At 72.3% G+C, this 13697-nt stretch carries 17 protein-coding genes and 1 pseudogene; 8 read left to right on the top strand and 10 right to left on the bottom strand.

The window, feature by feature from the left end:
* The first annotated feature begins 61 nt into the window (after positions 1-61).
* The 5 genes from ABD54_RS09655 (at position 62) to ABD54_RS09635 (ending at position 3643) form a co-directional block, all read left to right on the top strand.
* Entirely contained in the window at positions 62-400 is a 339-nt protein-coding gene (locus ABD54_RS09655; protein WP_047869102.1) for a helix-turn-helix transcriptional regulator, read from the top strand.
* Positions 397-891, top strand: a complete 495-nt coding sequence (locus tag ABD54_RS09650; protein ID WP_235432018.1) for an SRPBCC domain-containing protein — start codon at positions 397-399, stop codon at positions 889-891. Before ABD54_RS09655 ends, ABD54_RS09650 begins: the two co-directional genes overlap by 4 nt.
* The gene (locus ABD54_RS09645; RefSeq protein WP_047869101.1) at positions 888-1514 is read left to right on the top strand and encodes a dihydrofolate reductase family protein; all 627 of its coding nucleotides are present in this window, start codon (positions 888-890) and stop codon (positions 1512-1514) included. Before ABD54_RS09650 ends, ABD54_RS09645 begins: the two co-directional genes overlap by 4 nt.
* Positions 1515-1581: 67 nt before the next feature.
* On the top strand, positions 1582-2439 hold the full coding sequence (locus tag ABD54_RS09640) for an NAD-dependent protein deacetylase (RefSeq protein ID WP_082166758.1): 858 nt from the start codon (positions 1582-1584) through the stop codon (positions 2437-2439).
* Between the two features lie 181 nt (positions 2440-2620).
* Positions 2621-3643 (top strand): methyltransferase, encoded by a 1023-nt coding sequence (locus ABD54_RS09635; protein ID WP_047869100.1) that lies wholly within the window; start codon positions 2621-2623, stop codon positions 3641-3643.
* Positions 3644-3727: 84 nt separating this feature from the next.
* On the opposite strand, the gene ABD54_RS09630 is transcribed toward ABD54_RS09635, so the two are convergent.
* From ABD54_RS09630 to ABD54_RS09620, 3 genes are read right to left on the bottom strand one after another with little or no spacing between them, the layout of a single operon-like run.
* A complete protein-coding gene (locus ABD54_RS09630; RefSeq protein ID WP_047869099.1) occupies positions 3728-4477 on the bottom strand; it encodes a tRNA-dependent cyclodipeptide synthase in 750 nt (249 codons plus the stop codon).
* Positions 4461-4778 carry a DUF6092 family protein gene (locus tag ABD54_RS09625; RefSeq protein WP_047869098.1) on the bottom strand — a complete coding sequence of 106 codons (318 nt, stop codon included), beginning with the start codon at positions 4776-4778 and terminating at the stop codon, positions 4461-4463. Before ABD54_RS09625 ends, ABD54_RS09630 begins: the two co-directional genes overlap by 17 nt.
* Positions 4759-5274 (bottom strand): nitroreductase family protein, encoded by a 516-nt coding sequence (locus tag ABD54_RS09620; RefSeq protein WP_082166760.1) that lies wholly within the window; start codon positions 5272-5274, stop codon positions 4759-4761. The genes ABD54_RS09625 and ABD54_RS09620 overlap by 20 nt, the downstream gene beginning before the upstream one ends.
* A gap of 195 nt (positions 5275-5469) precedes the next feature.
* Here ABD54_RS09620 and ABD54_RS09615 point away from each other — a divergent pair, with 195 nt between their 5' ends.
* A complete protein-coding gene (locus tag ABD54_RS09615; RefSeq protein WP_047869096.1) occupies positions 5470-6486 on the top strand; it encodes a methyltransferase in 1017 nt (338 codons plus the stop codon).
* Between the two features lie 61 nt (positions 6487-6547).
* On the opposite strand, the gene ABD54_RS09610 is transcribed toward ABD54_RS09615, so the two are convergent.
* Positions 6548-7519: an alpha/beta fold hydrolase gene (locus ABD54_RS09610; RefSeq protein WP_047869095.1), complete on the bottom strand. Its 972-nt coding sequence runs from the start codon at positions 7517-7519 to the stop codon at positions 6548-6550.
* Between the two features lie 124 nt (positions 7520-7643).
* On the bottom strand, positions 7644-8696 hold the full coding sequence (locus tag ABD54_RS09605; protein ID WP_047869094.1) for a TerC family protein: 1053 nt from the start codon (positions 8694-8696) through the stop codon (positions 7644-7646).
* A 268-nt stretch (positions 8697-8964) separates the two neighbouring features.
* Here ABD54_RS09605 and ABD54_RS09600 point away from each other — a divergent pair, with 268 nt between their 5' ends.
* Together ABD54_RS09600 and ABD54_RS09595 are read left to right on the top strand one after the other, a co-directional pair.
* Positions 8965-9309, top strand: a complete 345-nt coding sequence (locus tag ABD54_RS09600) for a helix-turn-helix domain-containing protein (protein ID WP_047869093.1) — start codon at positions 8965-8967, stop codon at positions 9307-9309.
* A gap of 203 nt (positions 9310-9512) precedes the next feature.
* Positions 9513-10739: a cytochrome P450 gene (locus tag ABD54_RS09595; RefSeq protein ID WP_047869092.1), complete on the top strand. Its 1227-nt coding sequence runs from the start codon at positions 9513-9515 to the stop codon at positions 10737-10739.
* Between the two features lie 26 nt (positions 10740-10765).
* On the opposite strand, the gene ABD54_RS09590 is transcribed toward ABD54_RS09595, so the two are convergent.
* The 5 genes and pseudogenes from ABD54_RS09590 to ABD54_RS09570 form a co-directional block, all read right to left on the bottom strand.
* On the bottom strand, positions 10766-12031 hold the full coding sequence (locus ABD54_RS09590; RefSeq protein WP_047869091.1) for a cytochrome P450: 1266 nt from the start codon (positions 12029-12031) through the stop codon (positions 10766-10768).
* Positions 12028-12666 carry an ATP/GTP-binding protein gene (locus tag ABD54_RS09585; RefSeq protein ID WP_047869090.1) on the bottom strand — a complete coding sequence of 213 codons (639 nt, stop codon included), beginning with the start codon at positions 12664-12666 and terminating at the stop codon, positions 12028-12030. Before ABD54_RS09585 ends, ABD54_RS09590 begins: the two co-directional genes overlap by 4 nt.
* Positions 12647-13009: a DUF742 domain-containing protein gene (locus ABD54_RS09580; protein ID WP_047869089.1), complete on the bottom strand. Its 363-nt coding sequence runs from the start codon at positions 13007-13009 to the stop codon at positions 12647-12649. Before ABD54_RS09580 ends, ABD54_RS09585 begins: the two co-directional genes overlap by 20 nt.
* On the bottom strand, positions 13006-13431 hold the full coding sequence (locus ABD54_RS09575) for a roadblock/LC7 domain-containing protein (protein ID WP_047869088.1): 426 nt from the start codon (positions 13429-13431) through the stop codon (positions 13006-13008). Before ABD54_RS09575 ends, ABD54_RS09580 begins: the two co-directional genes overlap by 4 nt.
* A gap of 61 nt (positions 13432-13492) precedes the next feature.
* A pseudogene (locus ABD54_RS09570) lies at positions 13493-13697 on the bottom strand (sensor histidine kinase); the annotation flags it as partial.

Here is a 13697-nt window from a genome sequence, read left to right as displayed (position 1 = left end):
GTGCGCACACCCCGACACTTAGCCCTTGAGCTAACCATCGCGGACTGCCATACTTAGCCATATGGCACAGTATTCGGCGGAACTCGACGGGGTCCTCGTCACCCTCGCCGACCCGACCCGACGCGCCGTCGTCCGGCGCCTCGGCCGCGGACCCTCCACCGTCGGCGATCTCGCCCGCGAGTTCCCGATAACCCTCCCCTCCTTCATGAAGCACGTACGCAAACTCGAGTCGAACGGACTCATCCGCACGGTCAAGACCGGCCGTGTGCGCACCTGCGTACTCGACCGCGAGCGGCTCGACCTCGTCAGTGACTGGCTCTCCGAGCAGCACAGGATCTGGGAGGGGCGCACCGACCGACTCGAACAGTTCGTCACCGACCCCCGGGAGGACAGGCCGTGAACCCCGGCTCCGACATCGACCCCGACCTCGACCTCACCCTGGAGCGGGTCATCCGCGCCCCGCGCCAGACCGTGTGGCGCGCCTGGACCGACCCCTCCCAGCTCGCCCGCTGGTGGGTCCCGGCGCCGTCCCGCTGCCGTGTGGACCGACTGGAGCCGAGGCCCGGAGGGGCTTTCGTGACCCGGCTGAGCGACGACGGCGCCGGGTTCCTGCCGCACACGGACGCGTGCTTCCTCGTCGTCGACGAACCCGAACGGATCGTGTTCACCAACGCGATCGACGGCGGATGGCGTCCCGCGGCCCCCGCGCCTGTCGCGATGACCGCCGCTATCACCCTGGGCGAGCACCCGGAGGGCACGCGCTACCGGGTCCTCGTCCGGCACGGCGACCCGCGGGACCGCGCCCGTCACGAGAGGCTGGGCTTCTTCGAGGGATGGGGTTCGGTCGCCGACCAACTGACCGCTCTCGCCGAAAGCACGGTCTCGCCATGAGGATCGCCCTCACCGAATTCGTCACACTCGATGGAAGCAGCCAGGGCCCCGGCTCCCCGGAGGAGGACACCAGCGGCGGTTTCACGCGCGGCGGGTGGCTCGTCCCCCACATGGACGCGACGTTCGTCCAGCGCGCCTCGGACTGGCTCGACCTCGCCGACGGGCTGCTGCTCGGACGCCGGACCTACGAGGCGTTCGCACGCGACTGGCCGCGGATCACCGACCCGGAGGACCCGTTCACCGAACGGATGAACACCCTGCCGAAGTACGTCGTGACCAACACGCTCACCGAGGGGACCTGGCACCCCACGACCGTCCTCAGAGGCGACCCGGTCCGGACGGTCGGCGAACTCAGGTCCCGGCCGGGACGAGAGCTCCAGATCCACGGCAGCGCCCGGCTCGGCGACTCACTGTTGTCGGCGGGCCTGGTCGACGTGCTCCGCCTGGTGGTCGCGCCCACCGTCATACGAAGCGGCCGGCGCCTGCTGACGGACGACGGCACGCCCCTCGACCTGCGTCTGACGCAGCACGAGGCCACGCCGAACGGTCTGCTGCTCCTGGAGTACGAGATCGTCGGCCGAGCACGCCGGAGCCGGTACGAGGGGGTCAACGACCTCGTGTGAACGGCCGCCCGGCCGGAACCCGGTGGCACGGCGGCGGCCCGCCGGGACGCCGCGTACCCTCGAAGGCGTGAGGAACACGCTCGACGACCCGGCGGCCCTGGCGGCCCGGATGCGCGGGGTCCTCGGCCCGGGCCCGGTGGTCGCGCTGACCGGCGCGGGCCTGTCCACGGACTCGGGTATACCGGACTACCGCGGCCCGGACTCACCCCCGCGCAAGCCCATGACCTACCAGCAGTTCGTCGGCGACGCCGCCTTCCGACGCCACTACTGGGCCCGCAACCACGTGGGCTGGCGCCACGTGCACCGGACCCGCCCCAACGACGGCCACCGCGCGCTGGCCGCGCTGGAGGCGGGCGGCGCCCTGTCCGGCGTCATCACCCAGAACGTGGACACCCTGCACGGGGCGGCGGGCAGCAGGCGGGTGATCGACCTGCACGGCCGCTACGACCGCGTCATCTGCCTGGCCTGCTCGGCCGTGACCTCCCGCGAGAGCCTGGCCGAGCGCCTGAGCGCGCTCAACCCCGACTTCGCCGACGGGGTCCCCGACGTGGAGATCGCCCCCGACGCCGACGCGGTCCTGGCCTCCACCGAGGGGTTCCGCGTGGCCGGCTGCGAGGGCTGCGGCGGCGTGCTCAAGCCCGACATCGTCTACTTCGGCGAGAACGTGCCCAAGGCGCGCGTGCTGGAGGGCTACGCGATGGTGGACGGCGCGCGGGCGCTGCTGGTGGCCGGTTCGTCCCTGACCGTCTTCTCGGGACGGCGCTACGTCAAGCGCGCCGTCGAGCAGGGCAAGCCGGTGGTGGTCCTCAACCGGGGCGCCACCCGAGCCGACGACGTCGCCGCGCTCACCGTCGACGCGGGCTGCTCCGAGGTGCTCACCGCCCTGGTCCACGCCTACGGGGCCGAGGACGCCGCCCCGGCCTGACCCGGCCACCGGCCGTCGCCGCAGCGGTCCCCGCTCCTTCACGCCCGGTTACGTTTTCCACGACCCCGAGAACACGTCCGCGCACTCCCCGTAGTCTTGATGGGTCGGCGCGGCGCCCCGGAGGGGAGGCCGTGCCGGCCCCGATGACGACGTCCCCCGGGGAGGACCGACTGTGGGTGCGATGGACGAGGCCGCTGTACGCGCGGAGCGCACGGACCTGCCGCTGAACCGACTGGTGGCGTCGGCGATGCTCATGCACGCCGTCGTCGCGATAGTGGAACTGGACGTGGTGGAGGACTTGGCGGACGGGCCGCGCCCGGTGGCGGACCTGGTCCGCCGCACCGGGGTCCCCGAGCAGACCCTGACGGCGGTGCTGCGGGCCGGGACGGTGAGCGGGCTGCTCTCGGAGCCCGTGCCCGGATCGTTCGCCCTGACCGCGGCGGGCGGGCACCTGCGCGCCGGGGACCCCAGCGGCCTGTACGACCTCTTCCGGATGTGCACGCACGGCGCCTTCCTCCAGGCGTGGACCTGCCTGTCACAGGCGGTGCGTTCGGGCCGCACGGCCTTCGAGGTGCACACCGGCCGCCCGCTGTTCGCCTACCTGGAGCAGGAGCGGGGGGACTCCGAGGCCCTGTTCCGCAGGGCGATGGTCACGTCCGTGGCCGCCGACACCCTGCTGGAGAACGTGGACCTGTCCGGAGCCGAACGCGTGGCGGACCTCGGCGGCGGAGAGGGCTCGATGCTGGCCGCCCTCCTGCGGCGCCACCCGCGCATGGAGGGGGTGCTGTTCGACCTTCCGCACGTGGTGTCCGGGGCCGGGCCGCTGCTGCGGGAGCGGGGCGTGGCGGACCGGTGCGCCGTGGTGGGGGGCAGCTTCTTCGACGGGGTGCCGACGGGGGTGGACGTCTACCTGATGGCACGGGTGATGCAGAACTGGCCCCGGCCGGAGGCGGTACGGATCCTGCGCAACGTCCGCGCGGCGATGGGTGAGCGGTCCCGGCTGCTGATCGTCGGGCACCTGCCGCAGCGGGAGGGCGCCACCCCCTTCATCCAGGCGATGAGCCTGTACATGCTCGTGCTCTACGGAGCCCCGCTGCGCACGGCGGAGGAGTACCTGGAACTGTTCGCCGAGGCCGGCCTCGCGCTGCACGCCGTGCACCGGGTCGAGGACGGGGAGTCGGTCATGGACGTGCGCCGCGCGTAGCGGCCCCCGTCCCACCCGGGACGGGGCTCCGACCGCGGCCGCTCCGTCCTGTGGCGCCCCGGGCGGGGCGCCACAGGACGGCGGTCACGGGAACGCCAGCGCCTCCGCCCCCGCGGAGGGACGGCGCCCGCGGGCCGGGCGGACGATCACGTGGCCCTGTCCGGGGTGGGAACAGGAGGTGACGCCGCGCAGCGTGGACAGGATCGGCAACAGGTCGTGGTAGCAGGAGACCGAGGAGGGCACCTCCAGCACCTCGGGGGTGCTGAGCAGGAAGGGCAGTTCGGCGCGCAGGTAGGCCAGCCCGGCTCGGAGCCTGGCTCCCTCCGGGTCCGGCTGGGCGCCCACGATCCGGCGTACGTGCTCCTCCCAGCAGCGGCGGATGCGGGGATCGGCGGCGTACTCCCGGTCGAGGCGCCGCTCGACCTCCCGGTAGCCGGGCAGACGCGTGCACTGCGACAGGGGGAGGACGCGCACGTCCGCCACGGCGGCCGACTCCGCGACCGCCGACTCCATCGCGCGCCGGATGCGCCGCCGCACGTCCCTGAGCGTCCTGTTCGCCCGGGCCGCGGCGTGCTCCCTGCTGCTGCCGGACGCCATGTACATGGCGTCCAGGTACATGTCGGTGTAGAGGACGTCGACCCGGGCGAAACGGCCCCGCGCCCAGCACAGGAGCCGCGCGATCCGCTGCTGGCTGAAGTAGCTGTTCCCGGCGCTGATGCCGATGAGGGCGTGCTCTCCGCGCTCGAACACTCGACGGCAGGAACCGGTGAAGGGCAGGACGTCGAAGTCGTCCGGGGGCTCCGGGGGCGGCTCCGGCTCAGTCGGGGATGACATCGGGATCCTCCAGGACGGATGCCAGCCGATCGCACAGCTGGTCGAGCAGGGTGTCCAGTTCGTGGTCGCCCATCGGCCCGCACATGACGTCGTCCATGCGACCGCGCAGGGCGTCGAGCTCCGGATGGTGGGGGCCGGTCCCGGCCGCGAGGGCGAGGACGCGCCGGGCGGCGTCCAGGCAGCGGAACGTGCCGTACTGCCGTGGCTCGTCCAGCAGGCCTCGGCCGCTGCTGAGCAGGTAGGCGGCGAGCAGGAGGAGCTCCTCGCCGACCCGTCGGACGTCAGGTTCCCCATCGCTCATGGCTGACCACCTCGTTCCGGTCTCGTCGGGGCGCGGGTCCGAGCGGCCGGGCGGGGTGCCCGATCGGAACCAGGAGCAGGGGTTCCAGGTGCTCGGGCAGGCCCAGCAGCATGCGGACGGGGCCGGCGCGAAAACTCCCGGACGGGCACCCCCCGAGCCCCAGGCAGTGCGCCGCCAGGAGGAGGTTCTCCACCGCCATCGCGACGCAGAGCATGCCCTCGTCCCAGGAGTCCCTGGAATCCGTGGAGCCGCCTGAGCCCCCCACGGCGCGAGAGCGGTCGAAGCAGGCCGCCACGACCAGGGGCGGGAGTTCGATGATCCCGGGGGCGAAGGCGCGCAGCAGCCTCAGCCTCCGCCGCTCGCGGACGGCGACGAAGGCCCATGCCTGCTTGTTGGACGCCGAGGGTGCGGCGAGCATGGCGTCCAGCATGGGGGCGAGGAGGGAGTCGTCCACCGGCCGGTCGGTGAAGGCGCGTACGGCACGGCGGGTGGTCAGGGTCTGTAGGGCGTGTGATGACCGCTGAGAGGGGCACCGGTTCGCATCCGTCTCACTCGAACCTGTGTCCACAGTATGCGATTTTCTAGGCACGCTCCGTAGTTTACCCTGTTATACGGCTCCCTGGATGCCGCATAGGCGCATCCGGCCGGCCCTCTCCGCACTCCCGGAGGGACACCACCTGAAAGGACCGCGATGTCCGCATCCGCACCCCCGAGTCCTTCGGCCACGAAACTGTTCGAGCTCATAACCGCCAGCTGGGTGGCGGCCGCCGTGAGCGCGGCGGCCGAACTCGGCGTCGCCGACGCCATGACCTTCAAACCCCTGCCCGTCGACGAGATCGCCGAGAGGGTCGGCGCCGACGCCGACGCCCTCCACCGCCTCCTGCGCGCCTGCGCCGACCTCGACCTGGTCGAGGAGGGACCCCGGCGGCACTACGCCCTGACCGGGCTCGGCCGCGCCCTGCGCGGGGACGCGGCCGACTCCATGCGCGGCTACGCCCGGTGGGTCGGCAGCCAGGCCGAGCGGTCCACCATGGCCCACCTGGCCCGGGCGGTGCGGACCGGGCGCTCGGTGTTCGAGGAGGTGCACGGCCTGACGGCGTGGGCCTACCTGGACGAGCACCCCGAGACCGCGGCGGTCTTCGACGAGGGCATGACCGACATCTCCGCCCAGCTCACCCGGGGTGTGGCGGGCAGCTACGACTTCGGCGCGCACCACACCCTCGTGGACGTGGGCGGCGGCCGGGGCAGGCTGCTGGCCATCGTGCTGGCGGCCCATCCCGGTCTGCACGGCGTGCTCTTCGACCGGTCCGACGTGGTCGCCCACGCCGGACCGGTGCTGGAGGGCGTCCGTGAGCGGTGCCGCGTCGTCAGCGGGGACTTCCTCTCCTTCGTCCCCGAAGGGGGCGACGCCTACCTGCTGTCGAACGTCATCCACAACTGGGGCGACCGGGACGCAGCGCGGATCCTCTCCCACTGCCGCGAGGCGATGACCCGCGACGGGCGCGTCCTGCTCGCGGAGGTGGTGGTGCCCGACGCCCCGGGTCCCGCCCGGACCGCCAAGTTCATGGACCTGAGCATGCTCGCCCACTGCGACGGCAAGCAGCGCACCAGGACGCAGTTCGCCGACCTCTTCGAGCAGGCCGGCCTGAAGTTGACCCGCGTCCTGCCCAGCTACGGGACCAGCGTCGTCGAGGGGGTGCGCGCCTGAGCGGCGCACCGGTACCGCCACCGTGCCCGTGCGCGCCGGCGTCGGCGCGCACGGGCGCGGCTCAGCCCTCGTGGACGGCTGCGAGGAAGTCCAGCAGGGCAGCGTTGACCTCCTCGGGGCGCTCCTGCTGGGTCCAGTGGCCACAGCCGGGCAGGGTGACGCCCGCGTGCAGCCCCGGTGCGACCAGCGACAGGTTCTCCAGGAGTTCGGGAACGCCGCGCATGACCCTGACCAGGTCCTTGTCCCCACCCACGTACAGCGCGGGCACGTCGATGACGCGCCCCTGGAAGGGCGACATGAGCCCCTGGTTGCGGTCGATGTTGCGGTACCAGTTGAGCGGACCGGTGAAGGCGTCGGGATCGGAGTAGTCGGCGGTGAAAACGGCCAGGTCCTCCTCGGTGAGCCAGGAGGGCAGCTCCGCCGGTTCGGGCAGGGAGCCCAGCGCGCTCTCGCCCTCGGGCACGATCCACAGCCGGGGCTGGTCGAAGGGGGCGTCGCCGGAGGCCCCGACCAGGAGGCGGCGCAGGGTCGAGGCGGGGTCGGCCGCCAGCTCGGCGTCGGCGACGCCCGGCTCCTGGAAGTAGGCCTGGTAGAAGCCGTCGCCGTACACGGCGCGCGAGGACGAGACAGACGGCATCATGGCGGGCGGAACGGGCGGAACGCTCAGGCCCGCCACGCCGCGGACCAGGTCGGGGCGCATCATGGCGGTGGCCCAGGCCACCGGCGCCCCCCAGTCGTGGCCGACCACGACCGCGCTCTCCTCCCCCAGCGCGGAGACGAGGGCGACGACGTCGCCGACCAGGTGGGGCAGGGTGTAGGCGTCCACCGCCTCGGGCCGGTCGCTGCGGGCGTAACCGCGCTGGTCGGGGGCGACCACGCGGTACCCGGCCCCGGCCAGCGGGGCGAACTGGTGACGCCAGGAGTACCAGCTCTCGGGGAAGCCGTGCAGGAGCAGGACGAGCGGTCCGCTGCCCTGCTCGGCGACGTGCAGCCGGATTCCGTTGACCTCGACGTCCCTGTGTTCCACGTTCACGGTGTACGTGCTCCTCGTCGCTGAGGGGTGGGGTTCACGGTCACGCTATCCCAGCGGGGCCGGGGATTCCCGGTCCCCCGGCGGCGCGGGGCCAGCCCGTCCCAGGGCTCGGCCGAGGTCGTGGTCACGGCGCTTCCTCGTCGGGCGTGGCGCGCGGGGCGGCGGGCTGGTCGGGCGAGGAGGCCGTTCCGCCGCTGTCCGCGTCCGCTTCTGCGGTTCCGGCCCGCCGCTCGTCGGTGTCGGTCGGCCGTCCTCTGGTGGCGATCAGGGACCAGGCGATGGAGACGGTGATGGTGACGACGATGACGCCGAGGGTGAGGGGGATGGGGAGCTTGCCGACCGGGGTTTCGGACAGGATGAGTTTGACGCCGGCGAAGGCGAGGAGGACCGCGAGGCCGTAGTGGAGGTAGGCGAAGCGGCGCAGGAGTCCGGCGAGGCAGAAGTACAGACTCCGCAGGCCCAGGACCGCGAAGGCGTTGGCCGTCCACACCAGGAAGGTGTTGGTGGTGATCGCGAGGACGGCGGCGACGGAGTCGACCGCGAAGACCAGATCGGTGGCCTCGACGGCGACCAGGACCACGAACAGCAGCGTCGCGACCCGGCGCCCGTCGACGCGGACGAAGAACCTGTCGCCGTGGAACTTCGGGTCCGTGGGGACGAGCTTCTTGACCAGGCGCACGACCGGATTGCGGTCCGGATGGACCTCTTCGTCCTTGGTGAACGCCATCTTCCAGGCGGTCCAGATCAGGAACGCGCCGAACAGGTAGGCCGTCCAGAAGAACACCTGGAGCAGCTCGGCGCCGACGAGGATGAACACCAGCCGCGCGATCAGCGCTCCGAGGACGCCCCAGAACAGAACCTTGTGCTGGTAGGCGTCGGGGACGGCGAAGAAGGAGAAGACCAGCGCGAAGACGAAGACGTTGTCGATCGACAGGGCTTTCTCGATCAGGTAGCCGGCGTAGTAGGTGGAGGACACCTCAGCGCCCTGCCATGCCAGGAGGATCAGGCCGAACCCCAGACCGATGGCGACCCAGATCGAGCTCCAGACGGCCGCTTCCCTGAAGCCGATGACGTGGTTGTCGCGGTGGGCGATCAGGTCGACGGCGAGCATCACGCAGATACCGGTGGTGACCGCTGCCCACACCCACAGCGGAACGGTGAACGACAGGTCATTCATCGCGAGGTGGCTCCTCTTCGAGAGGCGGTCGGCAGGACCGCCGCATCCTGCTGGACCGGACCCGCCCGTGCGCGGCGGTGGACGCTGTCGCGTACGGGTCGGGAGAACGGTCGGACCACGGCTCCTGCCCGCCTTCCTGGACGGGAGTGGTTTCCTCCAGCGTCATCGCGAGCACAACATGCGTCAAGCGTTACGCGAAAATTTTTTCGCAAATAAAACTTCACCTAAATCGGTGGATATACGAAACAGGCTTCGTACAATGGGGCCCATGAACAGCTCATCAGCGCGTGGCGACCACTGGACGTTCCTGACCAATCACGCACGGGTGCTGCTGTGGATCGCCCGCGACCCGGAGGTCCGGCTGCGGGACGTCGCCGCCGGGATCGGCATCACCGAACGGGCCGTGCAGATCATCGTCGCGGACCTGGAGGCGGCCGGGTATCTGACTCGCACCCGCGTGGGCCGCCGCAACCGCTACACCGTCGACCACACCGTCGCCCTGCGCCACCCGTCGGAGTCCGACCGCCCCGTCGGAGACCTCCTGGGCGCCTTCCTCCGGCGCGAAGACGCCACGAGGACGGAGCCCGCCGATCCGGAGTCGGCGACGCGATGAACGGGAAGGCGCCGCACCCGGGGCGGCACGGGATTCCCGCGACCCCCGAAGTCACACAAGCGACATATTTCTCATAAAAGGAATTGAGCTCCGAAACCTCGCGATATTCTCGGCCCGAGAAACACTCTCCCCTCTGGACTCTGGCGACGGGGAAACCTACGGTGGAGACCCGCGTCCGCCCCCAGCGGTGAGGAGAACCGGTCATGACCGCGACTTCCGAGGTTCCGGACATCCTTTCCCCGGAATTCCTCGCCAATCCCTATCCCGCCTACCGCACCATGCGCGAGCGGGCTCCCCTTTTCTGGCACGAGGCCACCCGGAGCTACGTCGTCTCCCGGTACGAGGACGTCCGGCGCGCCTTCCGGGACGAGGCCTTCACCACCCGCAACTACGACTGGCAGCTGGAACCGGTGCACGGTCGCACCATCCTGCAGTTGGACGGGCGCGAGCACGCGGTGCGCCGCGCCCTGGTGGCACCGGCCTTCCGCGGCAGTGAACTGCGGAAGCGGTTCTGGCCCGTCATCGAGCGCAACAGCGCTGAGCTGATCGACGCCTTCCGGCACACGGGCGAGGTGGACCTGGTCGCGCAGTTCGCCACCCGCTTCCCCGTCAACGTCATCGCGGACATTCTCGGGCTGGCACGGGCCGACCACGACCGGTTCCACCGCTGGTACACCGCGATCATCGCCTTCCTGGGCAACCTGTCGCAGGACCCGCGGGTGGCCGAGGAGGGGCTGCGCACCCGCGAGGAGTTCGCCGCGTACATGCTGCCGATCATCCGCGAGCGGCGGGCGGACCCGGGCGGGGACCTGCTTTCCACCCTGTGCGCCGCCGAGGTCGACGGCACCCGGATGAGCGACGAGGACGTCAAGGCCTTCTGCAGCCTGCTGCTCGCCGCGGGCGGGGAGACCACCGACAAGGCCGTGTCCAGTATGTTCGCCAACCTGGTCACCCACCCCGAGCAGCTCGCGCGGGTGCGCGAGGACCGGAGCCTGATCCCGCGCGCGTTCGCCGAGACGCTGCGCTACACCCCGCCCGTGCAGATGATCATGCGCCAGCCCGCGCACGACGTGGAACTGGGCGGCGGGACCGTGCCCGCCGGGGCGACCGTCATCTGCCTGATCGGCTCGGCAAACCGCGACGGCGACCGCTTCGCCGACCCCGACTCCTTCGACATCCTCCGGGCCGAACTCGGGGACGCCACCTCGTTCTCCGCCGCTGCCGAGCACCTGGCCTTCGCCCTGGGGCGCCACTTCTGCGTGGGCGCGCTGCTGGCCGAGGCGGAGGTGCGGGTGGCGACCAACCAGCTACTGGACGCCATGCCCGACGTACGTCTGGCCGAGGGGGTCATCCTGGAGGAGACCGGGGTGTTCACCCGGGGGCTGTCCCGGCTACCGCTGCGGTTCACACCGGTCCCCTCCCGGGGCTGACCGGCACCGCGGGGCGCGTCCGCCCCCTACCGCTGCGGCGTGAAGCGCGCCGGGAGCCCGAACAGTCCGCGCATCCACAGCGACGGCCGCCACTCCAGCCGCTCCGGGGGCACCGCCAGCCGCACGTCCGGCAGCCGGTCCAGCAGGCTCTCCACCGCCGTGCGGGCGATCGTCTCCGCGATCTCCGGTGCCGGGAAGGGGCACCCGTGCTCGCCGTGGCCGAAGGACATCTGCGCGCGGTTGCCTCCGTGGACGTCGGGGAGCCCCGCGTGCAGGCGGGGGTCGGCGTTGGCGGCCGACAGCCCCAGCACCAGCATGTCGCCGCGCCGGATGCCGCGACCGCCCAGTTCACAGGCCTGCACGGCCCACCGGCCGATGAAGTTCTGCGTGGGGGTGTTCTTCCACAGCACCTCGTTGAGGGCCTCGCCCGCACTGCTGCGCCCGCCCTGGAGGGTGAGCGAGAACTGGTCGTCGGTCAGCATCAGGCGCAGGGTGTTGCCGATCCAGTTGCCAGTGGGAGCCTGGGCCGCGGCGAGGACCACCAGCAGGTCGACCACCACCTCGGCGTCGCTCAGCCCCGCCGGGTGCAGCAGCAACCGCGAGGGCACGTCGTCGCGCGGCGCGGCGCGGCGGTCGGCGACCAGGGCGTCCAGACGGGCGTGCAGGCGCCGGTGGGCGCCGCCCGCGTCCGCGGTGACGTCGAGCGAGAGCACGACGTCGCGCACCAGCGCCGGGACCTCCGCCTCCGGCAGGCCGTAGAGGCGGGCGACCACCACCGCGGGGATGTGGTGGGCGTACTGCGAGACCAGGTCGGCCTCGCCCTGCGCGCGGAAGGCGTCGACGAGAGTGTCGGCGGCCCGCTGGCACAGGGCCCTGAGGTCGGTGCGGTCCACGGCGTCCAGGGCGTCGCCGATCGCGCCCGCGCGCCGCTGGTGCTCGGCCCCCTCCGCGAACATGACGGAGGGCGTCCACATCACGTAGGGCAGGAGCGGCCAGTCGCCGCCGACGCGGTCCCACTGGTTCCAGCGGCGGCAGTCGCGGGCGAACCACTCGGGTCTGCTGGTGACGTGGTGCAGTTCCCGGTAGCCCATGACGAGCCACGCCGGAACGTCGCCGTCGAGCAGCACGGGCGCGACCGGGCCGTAGCGCCCGCGCAGCTCCTCGTAGAGCCCGGCGGGGTCGCGGGCGATGTCGGGGCCGTAGAAGCGGGCGGCGCCCGCGTGGTCCGGGGAGGGCGGCGGAGGGCCGCTGCCGGCCGGCGTCGCGGCCTCCGGGCCCGGGGTGTGGTTCACGTCGTCTCCTCCTGGGTCGGCGCGGGCGCGGACGGGTGCCCGGCCACGGGTCCGGACACGTGCCGGACGAGGGTGATCAGGACGTCGCGGCTGGACTCGCGGCTGCGGGCGTCGCAGTCCACCACGGGGACCCGCTCGGACAGGTCCAGGGCGCGGCGCACCTCGGGCAGGGCGGGTCCGGGACCGAAGCGGTTCACCGCGACGACGAAGGGCGTGCGGTGGTGTTCGAGCCGGTCCACGGCGTACCAGGAGTCCTGGACGCGGTCGGTGTCCACGAGCACGACCGCGCCCAGGCTGCCCTCGAACAGTTGGTTCCACAGGAACCAGAACCGTTTCTGGCCGGGGGCGCCGAAGAGGTAGAGCACCCGCCGCTCGTCCACGGTGACGCGCCCGAAGTCGAAGGCCGCTGTGGTGGTGCGCTTGTCGCGGACGGCGCTGATGTCGTCGATCCCGGCGCTGGCCTGGGTCATGACCTCCTCGGTGCTCACCGGGCGCATCTCGCTGACGGAGCCGACCAGGGTGGTCTTGCCGACGCCGAACCCGCCGACGACGACGATCTTGAGCGCGTTGTCGGCCGTCGCGGCGAGCGGGGCCCGGCACGGCTGGGCCGGCCGTTCAGAGGCGTTGGAGGGCAAGGAGCACCTGCTTCAGGGTCTCGGGGTCGTGTCCGGCCTCCTGCCGGGCGGGGGCCACCGGGTGGCGGGCCGTCACCCGCCCCGTGTCCAGCAGGTCCGACAGGAGGATGCGCACGACGCTGACGGGGAGCCGCAGCTCCGCGGACAGCTCCACCACGGCGGTCGGGTACTCGCACAGGCGCAGGATCGCGGCGTGCTCGGACTGCATGCCGGGCGCGGGGGCGCACTCGGCGACGACGAGGGCGACCGGGTCGAGGGCGCGGGTGTCCGTGTCGGAGCGCCCGCCGGTCACGGTGTACAGGCGGTCGGGGGCCTCTCCCGGGAGGGGGTCGTGGTCGGTCACCTCTGTTCGGCGCCCGTGCTGGTCCGTTCGCCGCGGCGCGGGGCGGCCGTCAGGAAGCAGCCGATCCGCTCGACGAGTTGGTTCATGCTGTGGCCGATCACGCCGACGTCGGCGTCCCCGTCGGCGATCACCGCCAGGTGGGCGCCCTCCCCGGCGCGGATGATGAGCAGGACGCCTCCGCCGAACTCGGCCATGGCCTGGCCCGCGCCGCCGCGGTCGCCGAACTCGGCGGAGGCGCTCAGGGACAGGCTCTGGATGCCCGCGGCGATGGCGGCGAGCTGGTCGGCGCGGTCGGTGTGCAGTTCGCGGGTGTGGCACATCCTGAGTCCGTCCCTGGACAGCACGAGGACGTGGCGGATGCCGGGTGTGCGGTGGCGCAGGTTCTCCAGAAGCCAGTCGAGGCTGGTGTCCATGGTGTTCATCGGGGTCGCGGGGCAGCCGCGCGCGGGTCCGGTCGCGTGCCCCTCCCTCCGTTTCTCTTCTCTACTCTTCGGCTCGTTGTGGCTGGCGGGCGTTGTGGAAGGACGCGAACCTGGTGCCGGGGTCGCCGCCGGGCGCGGGCGCGGCCGGAGCCGCGGAGAGCTGGTCGGGCTCCTCGCGCAGCGCCGCGGCCAGGGTCTGGCCGCGCCGCCGCCGGGGCAGCCCGGAGGCGGCGCGGGCGGGCGCGGCGGCGGTGCCGGGGCCCGGG

Source organism: Nocardiopsis sp. RV163, assembly GCF_001029525.1.
Lineage (GTDB): Bacteria > Actinomycetota > Actinomycetes > Streptosporangiales > Streptosporangiaceae > Nocardiopsis > Nocardiopsis dassonvillei.
This window is presented reverse-complemented; position numbering and strand designations above follow the sequence as displayed.